This window comes from Actinacidiphila acididurans, from assembly GCF_016918855.1.
Lineage (GTDB): Bacteria > Actinomycetota > Actinomycetes > Streptomycetales > Streptomycetaceae > Actinacidiphila > Actinacidiphila acididurans.
Genome location: NZ_JADKYB010000012.1, coordinates 159,126 through 180,906 on the forward strand (window position 1 = coordinate 159,126; position 21,781 = coordinate 180,906).

Annotated in this window: 18 protein-coding genes; 3 read left to right on the forward strand and 15 right to left on the reverse strand. The window is 73.1% G+C overall.

Going from position 1 to position 21,781, the window contains the following annotated elements:
• Positions 1–95: 95 nt before the first annotated feature.
• From ITX44_RS22640 to ITX44_RS22675, 8 genes are all read right to left on the reverse strand, one after another.
• Positions 96–1,781, reverse strand: a complete 1,686-nt coding sequence (locus ITX44_RS22640; protein ID WP_205359146.1) for an AMP-binding protein — start codon at positions 1,779–1,781, stop codon at positions 96–98.
• A complete protein-coding gene (locus tag ITX44_RS22645; protein WP_205359147.1) occupies positions 1,778–2,896 on the reverse strand; it encodes a Glu/Leu/Phe/Val dehydrogenase dimerization domain-containing protein in 1,119 nt (372 codons plus the stop codon). The genes ITX44_RS22640 and ITX44_RS22645 overlap by 4 nt, the downstream gene beginning before the upstream one ends.
• Before the next feature lie 48 nt (positions 2,897–2,944).
• Entirely contained in the window at positions 2,945–3,508 is a 564-nt protein-coding gene (locus ITX44_RS22650; protein WP_205359148.1) for a type 1 glutamine amidotransferase, read from the reverse strand.
• A 10-nt stretch (positions 3,509–3,518) separates the two neighbouring features.
• A complete protein-coding gene (locus tag ITX44_RS22655; protein WP_205359149.1) occupies positions 3,519–4,361 on the reverse strand; it encodes an amino acid kinase family protein in 843 nt (280 codons plus the stop codon).
• Positions 4,358–5,413: an N-acetyl-gamma-glutamyl-phosphate reductase gene (gene argC / locus ITX44_RS22660; RefSeq protein ID WP_205359150.1), complete on the reverse strand. Its 1,056-nt coding sequence runs from the start codon at positions 5,411–5,413 to the stop codon at positions 4,358–4,360. Before argC ends, ITX44_RS22655 begins: the two co-directional genes overlap by 4 nt.
• Positions 5,410–6,270: an ATP-grasp domain-containing protein gene (locus ITX44_RS22665; protein WP_205359151.1), complete on the reverse strand. Its 861-nt coding sequence runs from the start codon at positions 6,268–6,270 to the stop codon at positions 5,410–5,412. The genes argC and ITX44_RS22665 overlap by 4 nt, the downstream gene beginning before the upstream one ends.
• Position 6,271: 1 nt before the next feature.
• Positions 6,272–6,457: a lysine biosynthesis protein LysW gene (locus ITX44_RS22670; RefSeq protein ID WP_205359152.1), complete on the reverse strand. Its 186-nt coding sequence runs from the start codon at positions 6,455–6,457 to the stop codon at positions 6,272–6,274.
• Between the two features lie 66 nt (positions 6,458–6,523).
• A complete protein-coding gene (locus tag ITX44_RS22675) occupies positions 6,524–7,678 on the reverse strand; it encodes a hydroxymethylglutaryl-CoA lyase-like TIM-barrel protein (protein ID WP_205359153.1) in 1,155 nt (384 codons plus the stop codon).
• A gap of 375 nt (positions 7,679–8,053) precedes the next feature.
• On the opposite strand from ITX44_RS22675, the gene ITX44_RS22680 reads away from it, so the two are divergent.
• A complete protein-coding gene (locus tag ITX44_RS22680) occupies positions 8,054–9,289 on the forward strand; it encodes an acyl-CoA dehydrogenase family protein (RefSeq protein WP_205359154.1) in 1,236 nt (411 codons plus the stop codon).
• Positions 9,290–9,308: 19 nt separating this feature from the next.
• Positions 9,309–10,640: an acyl-CoA dehydrogenase family protein gene (locus tag ITX44_RS22685; protein WP_205359155.1), complete on the forward strand. Its 1,332-nt coding sequence runs from the start codon at positions 9,309–9,311 to the stop codon at positions 10,638–10,640.
• Positions 10,641–10,781: 141 nt separating this feature from the next.
• Here ITX44_RS22685 and ITX44_RS22690 read toward each other — a convergent pair whose 3' ends face one another.
• From ITX44_RS22690 to ITX44_RS22720, 7 genes are all read right to left on the reverse strand, one after another.
• Positions 10,782–12,365, reverse strand: coding sequence for an efflux permease Rv1217c-related protein (locus ITX44_RS22690; protein WP_205359156.1), 1,584 nt, complete (start codon positions 12,363–12,365; stop codon positions 10,782–10,784).
• The gene (locus ITX44_RS22695; RefSeq protein ID WP_205359157.1) at positions 12,362–13,267 is read right to left on the reverse strand and encodes an ABC transporter ATP-binding protein; all 906 of its coding nucleotides are present in this window, start codon (positions 13,265–13,267) and stop codon (positions 12,362–12,364) included. Before ITX44_RS22695 ends, ITX44_RS22690 begins: the two co-directional genes overlap by 4 nt.
• Positions 13,268–13,450: 183 nt before the next feature.
• The gene (locus ITX44_RS22700) at positions 13,451–14,470 is read right to left on the reverse strand and encodes a LacI family DNA-binding transcriptional regulator (RefSeq protein ID WP_205359158.1); all 1,020 of its coding nucleotides are present in this window, start codon (positions 14,468–14,470) and stop codon (positions 13,451–13,453) included.
• A 160-nt stretch (positions 14,471–14,630) separates the two neighbouring features.
• Entirely contained in the window at positions 14,631–16,682 is a 2,052-nt protein-coding gene (locus ITX44_RS22705) for a glycoside hydrolase family 2 protein (RefSeq protein ID WP_205359159.1), read from the reverse strand.
• Between the two features lie 71 nt (positions 16,683–16,753).
• Positions 16,754–17,677 (reverse strand): carbohydrate ABC transporter permease, encoded by a 924-nt coding sequence (locus ITX44_RS22710; protein ID WP_205359160.1) that lies wholly within the window; start codon positions 17,675–17,677, stop codon positions 16,754–16,756.
• Positions 17,674–18,699, reverse strand: a complete 1,026-nt coding sequence (locus ITX44_RS22715) for a carbohydrate ABC transporter permease (protein WP_307795436.1) — start codon at positions 18,697–18,699, stop codon at positions 17,674–17,676. The genes ITX44_RS22710 and ITX44_RS22715 overlap by 4 nt, the downstream gene beginning before the upstream one ends.
• A gap of 28 nt (positions 18,700–18,727) precedes the next feature.
• Positions 18,728–20,146 carry an ABC transporter substrate-binding protein gene (locus ITX44_RS22720; protein ID WP_307795437.1) on the reverse strand — a complete coding sequence of 473 codons (1,419 nt, stop codon included), beginning with the start codon at positions 20,144–20,146 and terminating at the stop codon, positions 18,728–18,730.
• A gap of 409 nt (positions 20,147–20,555) precedes the next feature.
• On the opposite strand from ITX44_RS22720, the gene ITX44_RS22725 reads away from it, so the two are divergent.
• On the forward strand, positions 20,556–21,689 hold the full coding sequence (locus tag ITX44_RS22725) for a universal stress protein (RefSeq protein ID WP_205359161.1): 1,134 nt from the start codon (positions 20,556–20,558) through the stop codon (positions 21,687–21,689).
• Positions 21,690–21,781: the final 92 nt, after the last annotated feature.

A 21,781-nucleotide genomic window follows, 5' to 3' on the forward strand; every position in this document is an offset into this window, starting at 1 on the left:
TGGTCGGCGCCCGGCCGGGGCGCGGCGCGGGTCGGCGCCGCACTCCCGGTCGGGCGGCGTCCGCGGCGAGGGGGCGGCCCCGCCGCGGAACGCCGTCAGCGGACGGCGTACTGCTCCCGGAGCACTGCCTTGCGGACCTTTCCGGTGGGGGTGCGCGGCAGGGCCTCGGTGACCGCCAGCCGCCCGGGCAGGAACTCCTCGGCGACTCCCTCCTCGCGCAGCCGCGCGAGGACGCCGGGGAGCGAGGGGGACGCGCCGCCGTCCGGTACGACGACCACGCAGATCTCCTCGCCCGCGGCGCCGGGTATCGCCACCACCGCGGCCTCCGCGACGCCGGGACAGTCCGCGGCCAGCGCCTCCAGCTCGGGCACCGGCGCGACCCGGCCGCCCCGGACGATCGCGTCCGAGGCCCGGCCCAGCACCCGGATGCCGCCCCGGCCGTCCTCGCGCGCCAGGTCGCCGGTGTCGAACCAGCCGTCCGCGTCGAACTCCCCGCGGAACAGGTCCTCCCGCCGGTGGTAGCCCAGGCACAGCCCGGCACCGCGCATCCGCAGCCGGCCCACCGCCCGGACCCCGTCGGCCGTACCGCCGGCCGGGGCGCCCGCCGGGTCCAGGCCGTCCACGGGGTCGATCCGCACATCCATGGCCTCGATCGGGCGGCCGTTGCTGTGCACGGCCCAGCCGTCGGGATCCTCCGGCCTGGTCATGGTGACCGGGCCGGACTCCGACATCCCCCACAGCGAGAAGGCGCGCGCGCCGAGCACGTCGCGGACCGCGTCCGACAGCCCGCGCAGCACCGGACCGGTGCCGATCACCGCGTGCCGCAGCGTGCCGACCTCCCGCGGCCGGGACCGCTGGGCGGCCACCACCGCGGCGAGGACCGGCGGCGGCCCGTACAGCAAGGTGGCGCCGTGCCGCTCGACGAGGTCCAGCAGCCCCTCGGGGTCGGCGCGGTCCTGGACGACCACCGTGCCGCCCAGCATCACCCCGGCGAGGATCCCCTGGGCGAAGCCCGAGTAGTGGCACAGCGAGGAATACGTCGCCACGACCAGCCGGTCGTCCATGCCGAAGGCGCCGGTGTACCCGAGCAGCGCCGCGTGCAGGGAGTTCTGGGTGTGCACGACCGCCTTGGACGGACCCGTCGTACCGGAGGTGAACAGCACCACGTACGGGTCGTCGGCCCCCAGCGCGCGCCCGTCGCCGAAGGCGTCCGGGCCCTCCTCCCAGGGCGTTTCCACGAAGTGGCCGTGGAAGTCCAGGGTCCCCTCCGGCGCGGTCCCGCCGACCGCGAACACCTGCGCCAGATCGGGTAGTCCGTCCCGCAGTGCAGCGACGCGCGCGGCGATCTGGTCGCCCTGCCAGGACGTCTGCGCGACGACGACCCGGGCCTGCGTCAGCTCCAGCCGGTGGCGCAGTTCCTCGGGCGGGCAGTCCGGGGTGATCGGGCAGATCACGGCGCCGGCCCGGGCGCAGGCGAAGATCAGCGGGACGATCTCCCACTGGTTCGCCAGCTGCACCGCCATCACGTCGCCGGCCCGCACCCCCAGCCCGGCCAGCGCGCCGGCGAACCGGTCCGCCAGCCGGTCGAGCTCCCGGTAACTGAGGGTGTCGGTACGGGACTCGGCGGCCCGGCGGGCGGCCAGGGCCAGCCGGTGCGGGCGGGCGGCCGCCCGCCGGCGCAGGTCGTCGGTGAAGGTCTCCTCGCGCCACCAGCCCAGGCGCCGGTAGACCACGGGATCGTGTCCGGCCCGGGCCGTGCGGGCCGGGGTGTCGGTGGTCACCGCTCCCGGTCCTTGCGGCGGGCCGCGAGCAGCTCGGGCAGCGGGTCGCCGGCGCTGGACGCGGCGATCTCCAGCAGGGCCAGCGTGTTGGCACGGACCCGCTCGCCGACCCAGTCGAACACCCACTGCTTGCGGGCGTCCGCGGGCAGGTCGAAGGGCACCAGCCGGGCGATCGCCAGGCCCGCCGCGGCGGCGCCGCCGACGTTCGCCACCACGTCCGGCACGAGCACCGCGCCGGCGGCCGCGACCTTCTGCTTGGCGTCGGCGCTGGAGGTGAGGTTGCCGCCCTCGACGACCAGCGGGGCGCGCAGCCGGTGGGCGTTCTCCGTGTTCAGCGCGTCCTTCTGGGCGGCGAGCACGAGCAGGTCGGCGTCCACGTCCAGCCAGGCGTCGCTCTCGCCGGACACGGTGACGCCGCTCGGCAGCCGGCCGCGGTCGATGCGGCCGAACTCGTCGGTGACGGCGATCAGATCGCGTACCGGCAGCTCGTCCGCGCTGATCGTGCCGTCGATGTCGGCGACCGCGACCACGGTGTGGCCCCGGTCCTCCAGGAAGGTGGCGACCGCCCGGCCGACCGCGCCGAAGCCCTGCACGACGACCCGGGCGGAGCCCTGCCGGCCGCGGGCCTCCAGGGCGGCCACGGCGGACACGCCCACCCCGTGGCCGGTGCAGTCGATGAGCGGCTCGTAGTAGGTCCGCCAGTCGATGGGCATGGGCACCGCGTGGGCCCGGCGGCGCGGGTCGTAGCCGGCCTCGGCGAAGAACAGCGCCCGGTCGGCCGGGGTGACGCCGAGGTCGATGCCCAGGTGCAGGCCGCCGTGCAGCAGCGGCTTGACGGTACGGCCGAAGGTACGGAACGTCTCCTCGCGGTTCGTCCCGTCCGAGACGATGCCGGCCTTGGCGCCGCCGATCGGCAGACCGACCAGGGTGAGCTTCTCGGTCATGCCGCGGGCCAGCCCGCGCACCTCGTCCTCGGTGACCGACGTGGTCATGCGGGTGCCGCCCATCGCCAGGCCGTCGACAAGGGTGTCGGCGACGACCCAGCCCTTGACGGTCCCTCCACTGCCGTTCAGGTGGACGACGAACGCCGGCTCCTGCTGGTCCTGAGAAGTCATGCCATCTCCTCCAATACGGTCAATACGGTCTGAGGGTCCTTGAGCGGTTCAGGAGTACATCTGCGCGAAACCCCGCAGGATCTCCCGGCCGTCGTTGCGGAACTCCAGGTGGGCCTGCGAGCCGAGGACGCGCCCGTCGTCGGAGCGCAGGAACTCCACCGGGGCGTGCGCCGACTGCCCGATCGTCCGGAACCCGGGCGGGGCCTGGCGCAGGTAGAGGGTGTGGCGGTGGAAGACCGTCACGGTGGGCTTGACGAAGGCGAACAGCGGCTCCTGCTTGTCCACCTGCACCTCGTAGCCGCCGACCCGCTGCGGCCCCTCGGCCAGGTGGCCGCCCGCCGCGGCGGCGATGATCTGCAGGCCGCCGCAGATGCCGAGCACCGGCACGTCGCTGCCCATCACCAGGCCGACCAGGCGCTTGTAGTAGTCCTGGTCGTAGGCACGCACCTTGGTGCCGCTCAGCACCATCGCCTGGTACGTGCCGTCCAGCCGGTCGGGCAGGGACGCCACGTGGACGGCGTCGCTGAGCGAGCCCACTTCCTCCAGCCGGGTCTGCAGCTGCCGCAGCGACAGCGTTCCGTTGTTCACCACGAGTACGCGCGGTGGCGTCACGTCCTGCTCCTCACGATCGTGTGACGACGGTGCCCGTACGGCCGGCCAGCAGGTCGGTGACGGGCGCACTGCCGATGAACACCCGCTGCACGCCGTGCTCCAGCGCCTCGCCGGCGGCCCGCAGCTTCTTGCGCATGCCGCCGGTCGCCCCGCGGTCGCGGAACGCGGCCGCGTCCGCCGCACCGATCCGGCGTACGGGCTCGCCGTCGATCAGCAGGTGCGCGACGTCGGTGACGAGCACCAGGTCCTCGGCGCCGGTCGCACCGGCCAGGGCGGCCGCGGCGCGGTCGGCGTCGGAGTTGACCTCCCGGCCGTCGGCGTCGCGGGCCAGCGGGGTGACCAGGCGGGCCGAGCCGGAGACCAGGTCGCCCAGCGGCCCGGGGTCCACCCCGGTCACCGGGCCGACCAGGTTGTCCAGTTCGACCAGTTGCCGGTTGTGCCACCACCAGCGCTCGGCCGGACCCGCGGCGAGGATCCCGTCGCTGCCGAGCAGCCGCTCGACGGCGACACCGCGGCCGCTGAGCCGGTCGGTCACCTGCGCGCCGAGGCGGGCGCTGACCGTCTTGATGTCCTCGATCACCTCGGGCGTGGTCCAGCGGCTCTGGTTCCCGTACCGGTCGCGGAGCACCGCGGACGGATCGGAGTAGCGGGGGCTGAGCTGCTTCAGCGGCTTGGACCAGCCGTGCACCAGTACCAGGGGCCGGCGCCGGCCGACCTCGGCGAGGTCGTCCCACCAGGCGCCGTCGAGATCGTCCAGGGTGCTGCCGCCGAGCTTGACCACGACCGGAACGGCCGCGGCCGTGTCGGCGGCCCCCGCCTCCTGTGGCGCCGCCTGGGAGTGCGTCGTGCTCACGCCGGCACCACGGGCTGCATGGCCAGTCCCGTCTCCTCGTCCAGCCCGAACCGCAGGTTGGCCGCCTGCACGGCCTGTCCCGCCGCGCCCTTGACGAGGTTGTCCAGCGCCGCCAGCACCACGATGCGGCCGCCCTCCTCGTCCGGCAGGGCGATCACGTCGCAGTAGTTGGAGCCGAGCACCGCCTGGGGGTCCGGCACCGGGATGAGGGTCTCGGTGTGCCGCCGCACCCGCACGAACGGGCTCTTCTTGTAGAAGCGCAGGTACGCGCGCCGCAGATCGGCCGTGTCGACCGGCTCGTCGATGAGCACGTACGCGCTCACCATCAGCCCGCGCACCTGGGAGACCCCGTACGCGGACATGCTCAGCGAACCGACCGAGCCCGGCTTGCTGCGCTCCAGGAAGTCCCGTACCTCGGCGGCGTGCCGGTGACCCGTGGGGGCGTACGGGGCGATCGCGCCGCTGCGGTACGGGTGCAGGTCCGCGGTGCGCAACTGGAGCCCGCCGCCGCTGGAGCCGCTCTTGCCGTCGACCACCACGGTGGGCAGATCCATCCCCAGCCCGAGGGTCAGGGGTGCCAGGCCCAGGGTGAGGGCGGTGGCGTAGCAGCCGGGGAGCGAGATCAGCGGCGCGTCCTTGTACTGGTCGCCGACCAGCTCCGGAACCCCGTAGACGAACCGCTCGGCCAGTTCGGGGTTCCGGGCCGCCTTGGGGTACCAGCGGTCGTGGAGTTCCGGGGTGCGGATCCGGAACGCGCCGCTGAGGTCGATGATCGACGGCACCCGGTCCGCGAGCTGTTCGGCGACGGCCACGGAAACGGGCGGCGGTGTGGCCAGGAACAGGACGTCCAGGCCCTGCGTGGTCTCCGGGGTCACCGGCTGCACGGTCAGGTGCGGGTAGAGCCGCAGTCCCGGGTGGAGTTCGGAGGGACGGGCCCCGACGGAGGAGGAACCGCCGAGGAAGGCCAGTTCCAGCTCGGGGTGCTGGCTGATCAGCCGGATGAGGTCGCCGCCGGCCAGCCCGGAGGCGCCGACGATGCCCGCGCGGATCATCCGCGCCTCCCGCTGAGCTGTGCCGTCAGGTGGCGGCAGACGGCGGCCGGCACGTCGGCGCCGGTCGCGGTGGCCACGCCCCGGAAACCGGGCGCGTGGTTGACCTCGTTGACCAGATAGCCGTCGGGACCGGGGAACAGGTCGACGCCGTAGATGCCCTCGCCGAGGACGTCGACGACCGCCTGGACGGTCTTCTGCACCCCGGGGTCCTGGTGCACGGCGCGGGTGGAGTTGCCCAGCGCGGCGTTGTTGCGCCAATCGGTGCCGCCGCTGCTGAACTGCGCGGCGCCGACCAGGTCCCGGCCGACGACCATGCAGCGTACGGAGACGCCGCCCAGGTAGGGTTCCAGCAGGCAGGCCTGCTCGAAGGCGTGGCCGAGGTCCTCGACGTAGTCGTAGACCGACGAGGCGGTGTCGGCGTCGCGGAGCAGGGTGACCCGCTTGCCCATGCCGCCGAAGACCGGCTTGAACACGGTGGGGGTGCCCAGTTCGGCGACCGCACGCTCGAAGTCCTTACGGGACAGCACGAGGCGGAAGTCCGGCACCGGCACGCCGGCCGCACGCAGCAGGCTGCGCAGCGCGGCCTTGTTCTCGCAGGCGTGGATGGCCGGCGCGGAGTTCACGGTGAGCAGCCCGCCGGCCTCGGCGAGGCCGGCGATCAGCCCGCCGCGGGTATAGCTGCGGCTGCGCACCAGCACCGCGTCGTAGCCGTCCAGCGACGGCGCCTCGGGTGCGCCGAGCGTCAGCGACTCGTCGTTGACCCATTCCATCCGCAGACCGTGCTCGGGAGCGGCCTCGATCAGCCGGCGTTCCTCCCAGGCGATCCGGTCCGCGACCACGGCGATACGGGCGGCCATGTCACTGGCCCCAGTCGCGCAGTTGCACCTCGACCATCTGCAGCGTCAGCTTGCCGTCCTGGACGGCCTCCACGCGGAGGGTGAGCATGCATTCCGGGCAGGACAGGGTCTCCCCCTCGACGAGCGGGGGCACGGTCAGGTCGGTCTCGCACTCCGGGCAGACGCCGGTGACAGCGGCGGTGGACATGGGTCTCCGTTCGTATGCGTAAAGAGCTGAATGGGGGAATCGGCGTACGGGAAGGGGCCGGGCCGGTCAGGCGCTCTGGAACTCCTCGGCGGCCTTGCGGACCGCGTCCCGGTCGAGCAGCACGTCGGAATCCAGTTCCTGACGGCGCGTCAGCCACACCGTGAACTCGGGGATGTCCACGGTGATACCGGAATCGGCCAGCGCCCACCCGACCAGCGACGTGGTCAGCCGGGTCCGCACCCGCAGTTCCCTGCGGTTGCCGACGACCTCGGCGGGCAGCGTCTCGTACGCCTCGGGGTGCTGGAGCTGGCCGGACAGTTCGTAGGCGAAGGCGTGCGGCGAGGTGGGCCCGGACTGGAAGGCGTCGCCGAGGCCGGATCCCTTGAGCGCGATGGCGGACAGCTCCGTCAGGTGCCGCAGATCGAACCGCCGGTCGTCGTGGATGACCCGCAGCGAGGTCAGCAGCTCCGCCAGCGGCGCGTTGCCGCCGCGCTCACCGATGCCGCCCACGGTCGCCGAGATCCACTTGGCGCCCGCGCGGACGGCCGCGAGCGAGTTGGCTACGGCCATGCCCAGCATGTTGTGCGAGTGGATCTCGATCTCGGATCCGTCGATCTCGGCCAGCGGCGCGATCCGGTCCTGCATCTGCCACGGCGAGAGGTACGCGACGGTCTCGGCGAGCCGGAACCGGTCCGCGCCGGCCTCGAAACCGGCGGCCACGTACGGGACGAGCCGCTCGTGCGGCGTGCGCGCCCCGTCCTCCCCGCTGAAGGTCACGTGGAAGCCGCGCTCCTTGGCCTGCGCGATCGCCGAGCGGGCCACCGTGTGCAGCAGCTTGGCGCTCGGCGAGCCGAGCTTCAGCGCCGCGTGCTGCTCGGAGGTCGGGATCGAGTACATGATGTGCCGCACGCCCAGGCGTTCGGCCGCGTCCAGCGCGCCCGCCACCTGCTGCCGGTCCCGCACGATGAGCAACGACATGCTGCGCTCGGGGCCGACCTCCTCGTGCACGGCCTCGATGAGCGGCGCGTCCTTCGTCGTCGGGCCGGAGATCATGCCGACCTCGACCAGCTCGATTCCGGTCTTCACCAGCAGATCGGCGATGACCCGGGCGTGGGCCGGGCCGAATTCGACGCCGGCCATGTGCGCGGAATCGCGCAGCGTCGCGTCGGACAGCCTCGGCGGATTGACGGGAAGGTCGCCCGAGTGCTCGTTCTGCACCATTGATTTTCCTCCCTCTGGGTTCGTCCGGCGTATTTTCCGGGACCCGGCGCGTCGGTCCGGCAGGCTCCGAAAGGCCCGGACGGGGTCCGAGCGCCGGAGTCGATGCTGGTCGATCGCGTGTGAAGAGACAACGGGGGTCATGTCAGAGAGATGTCAGCGAACTTGAGGCGGTGTGAGGAGAGGAAAGGATCGATAACTTTCCGTTCCGCTGTGAAAACATTTCCAGGGCCCGTCGATAAGCGCCCGGAGCTCCGCTTAACCTGACGTCCGGCACGCATGCACCGTCCGCGGACCGATTCAGGGATTTCCTTCGCGGAAGACTCGTTGAAACCGCTGAACCGCTGCACCAATGGACAGAGAGGTGCGTGAACATTGATGTCGCACGTCCTTTCCGGCGCCGTTCGCGACGACGGACTCACCGAAGACCACGGACCCACGGACGTCACGCCCGGCGCGGCGTCCGCGTCCGCACCCGGGCCCGAGGTCTGGGGCCACCGGATCGGCAGCGGCCTGGTACGGCCGACCGTGGCCGGGCGCGACCGCGCAGGCCGCTGGGACCCCGCCCTCTTCGCCGCGCTGGCCGGGGCCGGCGGCGAGGGAGCGCCGGGCGCCGGCCTGGCCGGGCTGCTGGTGCCGCGGGACCTGGGCGGCGGCGGGCTGAGCGCGGCCCAGGCCGCCGCCGTGCTGGAGGGCCTCGGCGAGGGCGCCCGTGACCCGGGCCTCGCGCTGGCCGTCGGCGCCCACGCGGTGCTCGCCACCGTGCCGTTGCGCGCCTTCGGCACGCCCTGGCAGCGCGAGCACTACCTGCCGGCGATGGCCGACGGCACCTGGACCGGCGCGGTCTCGCTGCGCCAGACCCAGGGCGGCGCACGGCCCCTCACCGTCACCGCCGCGCCGGCCGGCGCGGGCGGCTGGACCCTCGACGGCACTGTGGATCTGGTCCCCGGGGCGCCGGTCGCCCACCACCTGCTGATCCTCGCCCGGCACGAGGACGGTCACGGCGTCTCGGCCTTCGTCGTCGACGCCGGCACCCCCGGTCTGCGGATCGTGCCGGGCGGACCGGCCGCGATGCCCACCAGCTCGTGGGGCACTGCGGTGCTGGACTCCTGCGCCGTCCCCGACAATGCGGTGGTCGGCACCCCGGGCGCCGCCGGCCGCGAGACCGGGCCGCTGCTCGCCGCCCTCGACTGGGTGTTCACCACCGCCCCCTGGGTGGGCGTCATGCGCGCGCTGACCCGGGACTGCGCCGAGCACATCCGCCGGACCGAGCTGTTCGGCCGGCCGCTGGCCCACTCCCAGTCCGCCCGTCAGACCCTCGCCGACCTGGCGATCCGCAGCGAGCTCAGCTCCGGACTGGTACGGGGTGCCGCGAGCCGGTTCGACCTGGCGGGCCGCTCCTCGCTCGCCGACGCGGCCGCCGTACGGCTGTTCGCCGCGCAGGCGCTGCGGACCGTCCTCGACGGCGCGTCCCGGCTGGCCGGCGTCGACGACCTGGGGGACGACCGCCTGATCGAACGCGCGCACCGCGACGCCCTGTTCTTCTCGGCGGTCGGCGGCGGCGCCGAGGTGCTGCGCCCGGTCGTCGCGGCGTCACTGCTGGAACTCGGCTGAGGGAAAGGACACCACCGGCATGGACGCCATGGACGCAATCAACGGCACCGATCGCACCAACGGAATCACCGGAATCACGGGAATCGAAGACGTCAACGGAATCGGTGGAACCGACGGCGCCCGCGCATTTCCCGGGAACGGGGCTGCGCCCGCGGCGATCTCCTTCCCCGGGGTGGCGGCCCGCGCGGCCGAGGCCGACAGCACCGGCCGGGTCCCGGCCGAGAGCTGGAAGGAGGTGGCCGACAGCGGATACCTGCGGCTGTTCCACCCGCCGGAGCTGGGCGGGACGGGCGCCGACGCGGACACGCAGAGCGCGGCCCTGGAGGCGCTGGCCCGGGCCTGCCCGAGCACGTACTGGTCGATGAGCGTGTCCGGCCTGCTGTGCGGCAAGGTCATCGGGATGTACGGCGACCCGGTGGAACACCGGCGGCTGCTGGACCCCCTGCTGGCGGGGGAGATCTCGGCGGCCTTCTCGATCGTGGAACGGACGGCCGGCAGCGACGCGAGCACGTACCGTACGTCCGTCCGCCGCGCCCCGGGGCCGAACGGCGGCTTCCTGATCCGCGGCGAGAAGTCCCGTATCACCAACGCCCCGACCGCCGACCTGGCCATCGTGCTGGCCCGCCGGGAGAAGGACGCCGGCGACGACGGCCCGGACTGGTGCCTGGCCTTCGTGGACCTGCACCAGCCCCGGGTCAGCCGCTACGACATCCCCCACATGGGGCTGCGCGGCATGCCCTGGGGCGGCATGATCTTCAACGACGCGCACGTCGCCGAGGCCGACGTCATACCGGTGCCGTTCGAGGCGCTCGCCGAAGGCATGTCCTGGGGCTGGCTCAAGACCTCCTTCGCCGCTGTCGCCATCGCCGAATCGGCGCTCCAGGCATCGGTGCGGCACGCCAAGCAGCGCGAGTCCTTCGGCCGCCCGCTGGCGCACATGGAGGGCGTGCAGGCCCAACTCGCCGATTCCCGGGCGCAGATCGACGCCACCCGGCTGCTGGCCCGCCGGGCCGTCGTGGAGCGGGTGGCGGGGCGTCCGGCACGGGACCTGCTCGCGCTGCTCAAGGTGTACGCGACCGAGATGGCCGTGGAGGTGGCGACCCGGGCCGTGCAGATCCACGGCGCGTACGGGGTGACGTCGGGCCATGAGGTCGAACGCCTCTACCGGGACGCGGAGATGAACGTCATCGGCAGCTTCACCACCAACCGCCTGCGCGAACAGGTCGCGGAGAACCTCGGCGCCGGCGCCCCCGTCTACGCCCCCTTCGACTGGCTCGCCCCGGCCGGCCTGACCGCTCTCCCACCCGGCCTCGACGGCTTCCCCCGCCCGGTGGAGCCCGTGCACGACTGACCCGGGGCGCCCGTAAGCAGCTTCAACAGGCGCGCAGTCGGGGCCGACGGGCCGACGCGCCGGGGACGGCCCTTTGCGGCGTCCCCGGCGTCCCGGCGTCCCGGCCTCTCCGGTGGCGGTGGCACGGGGCCGCCCCCGGATTCAGCCGGTGGTGAGGTCGCGCCGGGTGGTGGCCGCGACGCCGAGCACGGCGGCGGCAGCGGCGAGGGCCAGGAGGACCAGGAGCGGCCACAGGTCCGGGTGGGCCGCGGCGGCGTCGGGGACGTGCTGGAAGACGCCGAGGTCGCGGACGCGCGCCGGGACGCCGAGCAGGGGGCCGAGCAGCGCCAGGACCCCGCTGCCGATGAGGGGGATCCAGGCCAGCCAGGTCAGCCGCGGCCGAAGCCCCGCGAGGAGGGCGGTCCAGCCCGCGAGTGCCGTCGCGGCCGGCCACTGTCCGACGGCGTAGCCGAAGGCCCGTACGGCCACGTGCGGTCCGTCGATGGCCGTGGGGGCGACCAGGGCCGTGAGGGCGCCGGTCGCGACGAGGACGACCGCGCTGCCGAGGGCGGTCACCACCACTTGCCAGGCCAGGGGCGCCCAGCGGCGCGTTCCGGCGGCGAGCACCTGAGCGGTCAGGCCGGCGGTCTCCTCCTGTGTGTTCCTGAGGACGCACAGGACGGCGAAGGTCGAGACGGTGAGGCCGATGACCGTCCCGGAGGTGGCGAAGTACGCCGCGGTCGGATCGCCGGTGCCGAGCTGTGACGCCAGGAAACCGCCGAGGTCACCGTCCCGGCTCTGCTGGACGACCGCCGAGCCCATGGCCGCGAACATGGTGCCGACGCAGGCCACGGCGACGGTCCAGACGATCACCGAGCGCCGGGCGAGCCGTTCGGCCAGACCGAAACCCGATCTGATGATCAGACGCGTGTCGCGCCGGTCGCGTCGGCGGACCAGCCCGGCGCCGTACTCGCGCCGGCCCGACAGCGCGACGGCCAGTCCGGCCAGTGCCAGGGCCACCGCGCCGTACACCGCCAGGACCCACCAGCGGTTCTCGGCGAACGGCCGCACCGTCGCGCGCAGGCCCAGCGGCGTCAGCCAGTTCAGCCGCCCGGCCCCCCGGGTGTCGGCGACGGCCCGGATCGCGAACGCGACCCCGACCGTGGTGAACCCCAGCACCCGCGCGCCCGCCGCGCTGGGCGCCACCTGCGCGAGGGCCACGGCGAGCACGGCGACCACCAGGAAGGTCAGGCCGACGACGGCGCCGAAGGCCACCGCCCCGGACCAGGTGACGCCGTCGGTGTGCCCGGTCCACACACCGACGGCGGCCGTGCAGCCGAGCGTCCAGAGCGCCGCCGTCAGCACCAGCACCGCGAGGGCGCCGCGCAGCGGCGCCGCGCCGCCGAGCCCGCAGGACCGCAGGAGTTCGAGCATGCCGTCGTCCTCCTCCGCGCGGGTCACGGCGATCGCGACGAGGACGGCGGCGACGGCGGCCAGGACCGTGACGATGGCGCCGATCTCCCAGGTGAACATCGAGGCAGGGGTGCCCGGGCCGGTCAGGCGGCCGTACAGGAAGGTGCTCGCGGGATTGTGCCGGGCCAGTTCGACGGCGGTGCGGCGCTGCTCGGCCGTCCGGTACGTCGTCTGATAGCCGGAGACCGTGGCGCCGCTCAGCGCGATCACGAGCACCGTCCAGGCACCGATGAGCACGCGGTACCTGCGCAGGAGCAGGCGCGTCAGGTTCATCGGGCCGCGACCTGGTAGTGGCGCAGAAACAGGTCCTCGAGCTTCGCCGGCGTGCACGTGATGTCCCGCGCGTCCACCTCGGCCAGCAGGCCCAGGACGGCCGGGATCCGCTCGCGGGGCACGCTCAGCCGCAGGTCCGGGCCGACCGGGCCGGGGCCGGCCAGGCCCAGCGGGCGCAGCCGGTCCGCGACGACCGCGGCCTGCTCCTGCGAGAGCCTGGCGGTGACCGCGGACGCGGCGAGGTGCCGCATGTCGGCCAGCCGCCCCGACTCCACGAGCCGGCCGTCCTTGATGATGGTCACCGACTCGCACAACTCCTCGACCTCGGCGAGGATGTGACTCGACAGCAGGACGGTGCGCCCCGCGGCGGCGGCTTCCCGCACGCAGCTCTGGAAGAGCTCCTCCATCAGCGGGTCGAGCCCGGACGTCGGCTCGTCGAGCACCAGCAGGTCGGTACGGGCGGCGAACGCGGCGACGAGGACCACCTTCTGCCGGTTGCCCTTGGAGTACGTGCGCACCAGCTTGCGCGGATCCAGGGCGAAGGCGTCGGCGAGCCGTCGTTCGGCCGCCTGGTCACGGGTGCCGCGCAGCCCGGCCAGCGCGTCCAGCACCTCCTGGCCGGTGAGGTTCGGCCACAGGCCGACCTCGCCCGGCACGTAGGAGATCCGCCGGGTGACCTCGGCGGCGTGCTCCGCCGGATCGAGGCCGAAGACCCGGACCCGGCCGGCGGTGGCCCGGTAGAGCCCCAGCAGCACCCTGACGGTCGTCGACTTGCCGGCTCCGTTGGAGCCGAGGAACCCGTGCACCTCACCGGTGCGCACGGAAAGGTCGAGACCGTCGACGGCGGCTAATCCGCCGAATCTCTTGACGAGCCCCTCGACCTCGATGGCCTGGTCAGCCATGGAGCACTCCTCGCGGTTGAAAGCCGTTGGCGCCGTTGGTGCCGGTAACGCCCGTGCGCGCACGGGCACTTCCCGCGGGTACGCGTGGACCCGGGCCAGTGTCGGGCCTGCGGACCACCCGCGCCCAGGGGCCGGCCGGCGGTTCCCCAGGGCCGATCGGCCCCGCACGGCTGCCGCCGGCGCTCAGCTGCCCGCGGTGCTCTCCCGGATCTCCAGGCGGTGGGGCGCCCACAGCTCGACCGGCGGCTGCTGGGGGCCGTCGCCGAGGCGGCCGGTGATGCGCTGCACCGCGAGCCGGGCGATGGCGGCCTTGTCGGGGGAGATCGTCGTGAGGGTGGGGGTGTTGTAGCGGCCCGCCTCGATGTCGTCGAAGCCGACGACGGCCACGTCCTCGGGAATGCGCAGCCCGCGGGTGAGCAGGGTGCGGATGGCGCCGAGGGCCAGCAGGTCGTTGTAGCAGAAGACGGCGTCCGGCGGGCCGTCCGGGCGGTCCAGCAGGGCGGCCATGGCGGCGGCGCCGTCCGAGCGGTGGAACCGGGGCGTGGCCACCACCAGCGACTCGTCGACGGCCAGGCCGCGGGCGGCGTGCGCGTCCCGGTAGCCGCGGGTGCGCAACTGGGCGGTCTCCCCGGTGTCGTACGGCTGGTCGCCGACCGCCGCGATACGGGTCCTGCCGAGGTCGAGCAGGTGCTCGGTGGCGGTGTACGCGGCGGCCACGTTGTCGATGGCCACGTGGTCGTACGGGCTCTCGGCGATCCGCTCGCCGAGCAGCACCAGCGGGTCGGAGCCGTCGCGCCGGGCGAGGTCGGCCTGGGACAGCGACAGCGGGCTGAGGATCACGCCGTCGAAGAGGGCGGCGCTGGCGCCGCGCATGATCAGCTCCCGCTCCCGGTCCGGCTCGCCGTCGGTCTGGTCGATGACGACGGTGTAGCCGTAGGTGCGGGCCTCGGCGATCACGGCCCTGGCCAGTTCGGAGAAGTACGGCACGTCCAGTTCGGGGACGACCAGGGCCAGCAGCCCGGTCCGGCCGCGCTTGAGGTTGCGGGCCAGCAGGTTGGGACGGTAGCCGAGTTCGGCGACCGCCTTCTCCACCCGGCGCCGGGTCTCCTCGGAGACCTGTGCGTATCCGTTGACGACGTTGGACACCGTACGGATCGAGACACCGGCGCGTTCGGCGACATCACGCAGTCGTGCGGTGGCCATCGCGGTCCTTTCGGGCGAGGCTTCGGTGAGGTGATGACTGGAGCTTATTGCAACGATGCAGGTTCCCGGGCCGGGTCGATCCGGCGGGCGGATCGGCTCAGTTGGCTCGGCCCGGTGCGGCGGCGCCGCGGCCCGCTCCCCGGCCCGCGGCGCCGCCCCCTCACCGGACGGCCACGTCCACGCACGTGCTGCCGAGCACCCGGCCGCCGGAGGCACTCAGGGCCAAGAGGTGCAGGCGTGCCGCGGCGGCGCCGTCCGGGAGACTTTCCGAGATGTGCACCGGCTCGCTGAGCCGGTACGGCTCGACGGTGACGGCCGGCGCTCCGTCGCCGGCGTGGAGGCCGTCCGCGGAGCCCAGGGCCGGGCCCCACACCGCGGCGACCGTGACCTCGGTCGCGGCCGGGCCGTGGTGGGAGATCCGCACGTCGAAGGCCACCTTGCGGTCGGGGCCGGTGACCAGGTCGCGGCCGGGGGCGACCGGCTGGACGTCCACCACGAGCACGGTGTCGGCGTGGGCGTCGGCGGCCGGGCTGGCGCCGTGGTCCTTGAGCGAGCGGTCGAAGGCGTAGATGCCGGCGAACTCGTGCTCGATGTCGTACAGCTCGGTCCACACGTAGCCGGACAGCACGTCGTGGCGGCGCAGCTCCTGGGTCTGCCAGCGCTGGTTCCAGCCGCGCTCGACGCTGGTCTTCCCGCCCCCGTACTCGCTGTTGAGGTTGGGGGCGGCCGGGGCGGGGCCGCCGTCGGCCATGACGAGCTTGCGCACGATGTTCCCGGCGCCGAGGCCGACCGGGAAGCCCTCGGCCCGCTCGGCGAGCAGCGGGCGGACCTTGGCGGCCCATCCGGCCGGGGTCTCGTCGTAGATGTGCCAGTCCACCAGGTCGGTGGCCACGTGCGTCCAGCCGGAGTTGTCCACCGCGGGCCGGGTCGGGTCCAGGCTCTTGAGCAGGTCGTACGCGCGGCGGACCGCGTCCTGCTTGGCCGGGTCGCCGGGCACGTCCCAGTCCAGGCCCCACTCCTCGTTGTACAGGCCCCAGATCACGACGCTGGGGTGGTTGCCGTCGCGCGCGACCATGGGCGCGATCTGCGCCTCGAAGCGGGCCGCCGCCTCGGCCGTGAACGTGCCGGTGGAGGCCGGCTCGGCCCACACCAGCATCCCCAGGCGATCGGCATGGTGCAGGAACCTGGGGTCCTCCAGCTTCAGGTGCTTGCGCACCAGGTTGAAGCCGGACTCCCGGGCGAGTTCCAGGTCGGTGACGAAGGCTTGGTCGTCGGGCGCGGTCAGCCCGGTGTGCGGCCAGTACCCCTGGTCGAGCACGCCGCGGACGTACAGCCGCTCCCCGTTGAGCAGCAGGTGGTCGCCGCGGGTCTCGATCCGCCGCAGGCCCGTGGAGCCGCGGACCTGGTCGGTGCCGTCCGCGGAGTCCAGGGTCACGGTGACGTCGTAGAGGTGCGGGTCGGCCGGCGACCACAGGCGCGGCGCGGCGACCGGCAGGGTGACGCGTACCGGGCCGTCCGTATCCGCCGCCATGGTGACGGGTTCGCCGCCCGTCGCCTGGACGGTCAGCCGCGCCCCCGCTGCGTGCGGCCCGGTGACGCCGATCTTCGCGACAATGGCGTCGAGGTTCTCGCCGGGGGTCAGGGCGAAACCCGACACATGGGTGGCGGGCCGGGCCTCCAGCCACACCGGCTGCCAGATGCCGCTGGTCGGGGTGAAGGCGCAGTCGTCGTAGTCGTCGCGGGGGATGCTGCGCTGCTTGCCGTGCACGATCTCGCGCTTGTCGGCCGGCGCCCACACCTGTACCAGGACGGTGGCCTCGGCGCGGCCGGCCAGGGCGTCGGTGATGTCGAACTCGAAGGGGGTGTAGCCGCCTTCGTGCTCGCCGACCTCCACGCCCGCCACCCACACCCGGGCGTGGTGGTGGACGGCGCCGAAGTGCAGCACCACCCGCAGGCCCTGCCATTCCGCCGGGACGGTGACGCCGCGCCGGTACCAGCCGTGCTCCAGCCAGTGCGCGGCCAGCCCGGACGCCTCGGTCTCCCAGGCGAAGGGCACGGTGACCTGCTGCGGCCACCGCTCCCGCGCCGCCAGGTCCGGCGCGGTCGCGGTCCCGCTCGGGTCGGCGGCGAAGTCCCAGCCGCCGTTCAGGGTCAGCCAGGCGTGCGAGCGGTCGAAATGCGGGCGGGGGTATTCGGGACGGACCGAGGACACTCTTCTTCTCCAAATGGGTGGTGCCGTGGGGTGGTGCCGTGGCGGGAGCGGGGGAGGGGCGGGCGGACGGTTCAGCCGGTGGTGCTGCCCTGGAGCGCGCCGCCCCGGAAGTACTTCTCGAGGAACAGGAACAGCAGGATCAGCGGGAGTACGGTGACCAGGCCGCCGGCGATGAGGACGGGGACCAGCTCGCTCTTGGAGCCCGTCTCGGCCGCGTGCGAGAGCGAGGACAGGCCGACGGTGAGCGGGTAGAGGCTGTTGCGGCTGAAGATGATCAGCGGCAGGAAGTAGTTGTTCCAGACCGCGACGACGGTCAGCAGCAGCACCGTGACCAGCCCGGGCACGGTCAGCGGCAGCACGATCCTGACGAAGATCCGCAGCTCGCCCGCGCCGTCCATGCGGGCGGCGTCGATCAGGTCGCGCGGCACCGAGGAGTCGATGTAGGTGCGCATCAGGTAGATGCCCACCGGGGTGACCATGCTCGGCAGGATCATCCCCCACACCGTGTTGACCAGCCCCACCTTGGCGTACACCAGGAACAGCGGCAGCGCCACCGACGTGATGGGCACCAGGAGGGTGGACATCACGAGGTGGAACAGCGCGTTGGAGCCGCGGAACCGGAAGCGGGCGAAGCCGTAGCCGGCCATCGCAGAGAGCAGGGTGGCACCGACCGCGGCGCTTCCGGCGTACAGCATGGTGTTGCCGAGCCACTGCAGGTACACGCCGGCGCCGCTGACGTTCCGGCCCAGCGCCGAGAGGTTCTGGAAGAGGTGGAAGGGGCGGGCGAACCAGAAGCCGGACGTGCCGTAGACGTTGGCCTGCGTCTTGGTCGCGTTGATCGCCAGCCAGGCGATGGGCGCCAGGATGAACAGCGCGAACGCGCCGCAGAGGGCGGTCAGTACGGTGACGGTGCCGCGGCGCAGCCCGTACAGGTGGATCGGGACGGTGTCGGAGGTACGGGTGCGGGTGCGTGACCTGCTGCGCCGGATGCTCATCGGAATTCCCCCGCCCGCTTGCGTACCGCGAACGCGCCCAGCGAGAGCACGCCGATGATCAGGGCCAGCACGACCGCCGCGGCCGCGCCGAGGTTGTAGTCGCCGCTGCCGACGGCGGTGTTGTAGACGTACAGGCTGGGCGTGAAGCCGTAGTCGACCGCCTGCGGCTGGAAGGCCGCGAGGATGGACGGCTCGGTGAACAGCTGCAACGCGCCCACGGTGTTGAGGAAGAGCAGCATGACGATCGTCGGGCGGACCATGGGCAGCTTCAGCCGCAGGATGATCGTGGACAGCTTGGCGCCGTCCATGACGGCCGCCTCGGTGACGTGCCGCGGTACTGATTTGAGCGACGTGTAGAGGACGGTGACGTTGTAGCCGGTCCACTCCCAGATCACGATGATCACGATCGTCGGCAGGATCAGCCTGGAGGAGAAGAAGTCCACGTGCCCGAAGCCGAGGCCGTGCATCAGCTTCGCGTACGGGCCGAAGTCCGGTAGCAGCAGGAAGGACCACATCACCGCCGCCACCACGCCCGGCACCGCGAACGGCATGAAGAACACCGTGCGGAAGAAGCGGCCGTACTTCACCACCCCGGCGTCGAACAGCGCGGCGAAGAAGAAGGCCAGGGCGATGGTCACCGGCACCTGGATCGCGGTGAACACCAGGACGCGGCGCACACCGTCCCAGAACTGCGCGGAGTGCAGCACCGTGCGGTAGTTGGCGAACCCGGAGTAGTGGGTGCCGCCGATCAGGCGGGTGGTGCGCAGGCTGTCGTAGATCGCGTAGACCGTCGGGACCAGCATGAACAGGGCCAGGGCCAGCATGTGCGGGCTGATGAAGACCGCGCCGGGCCACTCGCGGCCGTTTCTGCGGCGGCGCCCGGTGCGCCGCGGCGGGCCGGCCGCCGGGCCGGACCGGGTGCGGGCACCAGGGGCGGGGGCGGTCCCGGCATCGGCCGTGGCGGTGGCGGCGCTGCCCGGGCGGCCGGGCGGGGAGGCGCGGTGGGCGGTGGTGTGGTTCACGGGCTCGTACCTCTCGTACCTGGCGCTCTCAGCCCTCGGTGACCTTGAAGCCCTGGGCCTTGGCGTACGAGACCATCTGCTGCTGGAAGGTCTTGAAGGCCTGCGGCAGGGTCTCGGTTCCCTTGGTGACCCCGGCGAAGGTGGAGGTCCACTGGGTGAGGGCCGCGGTCATGATCGGCGGCCACTGGATGGGCTTGAGGTCCAGCGCGGCCTTGGCGAACACCTTGTTGGGCTGTGAGGTGCCGGAGATCGGCAGGGTCCTGCTTTGGAAGTCGGCCGCGTTCAGCAGCGGCAGGTAGCCGGGGAAGGCGCCGGCGACGTCACCGCTGAGGATCTGCCAGGCGTCGGCCGAGCCGCCGAACCACTGGAGGAACTGCGCCGCCTCCTTGGCGTGCGGGGTGCCCTTGACCACTGCGAGCGTGGAGCCGCCCCAGTTGCCGCCGGCGTCCTGGCCCGCCTGCTGCTGCGGGACGGGGGCCGCCCGCCAGGAGCCGATGGTCTTCTTGATGCTGCCCTGCATGCCGACCGGGCCCCAGGCCGGGCTGATCCGGGCCGCGTCGGCCCCGCTGTCGAGGTCGGACCACTGCGCCGGGGAGAAGTCGGCCGCCGTGGTGACCTCCTTCTTGTCGATCAGCCCCTGCCAGAAGTTCGCGAAGGCGGTCTGCGCGGGCCCGGTGAAGTTGATGCCGAGCGTGTCGCCGCCGCTGTACGTGAACGGGAAGGCGCCGTACTGCTGCATCATCGCGAGCACCGGCTGGGCGTCGACCGGGTCGAAGTTGGTGATCGCGGCCTTGGGGTCGGCTGCGTGCAGGGTGTCGGCCGCGGCGGCGAACTCGCTCCAGGTGCCGGGCACCGCGATCTTGTGCTTCGTGAACGCGGCCGAGTTGTAGTACAGGGCGAGCGGGCCGAGGTCGACGGGCATCGCGTACTGCGCGGAGCCCTGCGTGACCTGGGACCAGGCGGCCGGGGCCTCGGTGGCCTGCGCGGACCCGACGCCGTAGGGGGTCAGGTCGACCAGGCTCTTGGTGATCTCGAACGACGGCAGTTCGAAGTATTCGAGCTGGGCGACGTCAGGGGTGGCGGTGTGCGCCTTGAGGGCGTCGCTGAGCTTGACGTACTCGTCGTTGGCGGCGCCGGCGTTCTCCAGCTTCACGCAGATGTCCGGGTGGGTCCGGTTGAACTGCTTGACCACCAGGTCGTAGCCGGCCGACCAGCCCCAGAAGGTCAGGGACGTGGCGCCCGACCGGCAGCCCGCGCCGCCGGACGCGCCGGTGCCGGACGCGCTGCTCGCGCCGCTCGCGCCCGGCGTCGCGGTGTCACCGCTGCTGCCGCACGCGGCGAGCACGGCGGTCGCCAGGACGGCCGCGCCGGTCGCCACCGCCCAGTGGCGGCCCCGGCCGCGGAGACGGCCTCTGCCAGTGGAGTACTCGGACATCGTCGTTGTCACCTGAGCCCTTCTTCGCGCTTTCTGCAACGTTGCAAGACAGTAACCAGCGGATTTCAACGTTGCAAGAGCGGAGTGCATTACTTTTTGGGTGGCAATCCGGGGTGCGGGACAGGGCCGGACGGGCCCGGGCGGCGGTACGGGAAGGGCGTGGGCAGGCGCCGGCGAGGGCCCGGTGCGGCAGTGCGGGCGAGGGCCCGGCGCGGTGGAGCGGCGCGTGTCGCCGCGGGTGGACGAAGATGGAGGAGACGGAAGAAGCGGGCACCGAGGACTCGCGCGACGGGTGCGGGTGCTGTGGGTGCGGGTCCGGGGCGTGCGGCGGGCCGGTTCGGCCGGTTCACCGGGTCCGGCCGGTTCGGCCGTTCACCCGGTCCGCCCGGCCGCCCGGCTCGCCCGAGAGGAGTGGGTGGCTGTGGGGCGCGGCAGTCTGCGGGTCTACCTCGGGGCGGCTCCCGGGGTCGGCAAGACGTACGACATGCTCGCCGAGGGGCAGCGACGCGCCGGGCGGGGCACGGACGTCGTGATCGCCTTCATGGAGGACTACGGCCGGCCGCTGACCCGGCAGATGGCCAAGGGCCTGGAGACCGTGCCCCGCCGGACCATGCCCTACCGCGAGTGCGTCTTCACCGAGATGGATCTCGACGCCGTCCTGGCCCGCCGGCCCCAGGTTGCCCTCGTGGACGAACTCGCCCACACCAACGTCCCCGGCTCGCGCCACCGGAAGCGCTGGCAGGACATCGACGACCTGCTGAACGCGGGCATCGACGTGATCTCCACCGTCAACATCCAGCACCTCGAATCGCTGAACGACGTGGTCGAGCACATCACCGGCGTCAAACAGCGCGAGACCGTGCCCGACGACGTGGTCCGCGGCGCCGACCAGATCGAACTGGTGGACATGTCGGCCGAGGCCCTGCGCCGCCGGATGGTGCACGGCAACGTCTATCCGCAGGAGAAGGCCGAGCAGGCGCTGGCCAACTACTTCCGCGCCGGGAACCTCACCGCGCTGCGGGAGCTCGCCCTGCTGTGGGCGGCCGACCGCGTCGAGGAGGCGCTGCTGCGCTACCGCCACGACCACGGCATCCAGCAGCCCTGGTCCACCCGGGAGCGGGTGCTGGTGGCCCTGTCCGGCGGCCCGGAGGGCGACACCCTGATCCGCCGCGCCAAGCGCACCGCCTCGCGCGGCGCGGGCGGTGAATTCCTCGCCGTCCACGTCGAACCCGACGACTCGCTGGCCTCGCGCTCCTCCCGGCTGCCGGACCGGCAGCGCGCGCTGGTGGACGAACTCGGCGGCACCCTTCACGTCATCACCGGCAACGACACTCCCCGGGCCATCCTCGACTTCGCCCGTGAGGTCAACGCCAGCCAGATCCTGATCGGCGCCACCCGCCGCAGCCGCCTGCACCGGTTGTTCTCGCGCGGCATCGGCGAGATCGTCATCGAGGGCTCCGGCGACGACATCGACGTGCACGTCGTCACCCACGCCGAGGCCGCGCACGGCCGGCTGCTGCACCGCCGCTCGGGGACCACCGACGCCACGGCGTGACCGGTCCTCACCCGTCACGCCACGGCCGGACCGCTATCACCCGTTCGCCCGCCGTGTGAGAAATCAGGTCCGGACCCGGTTCCGTTAGCGTC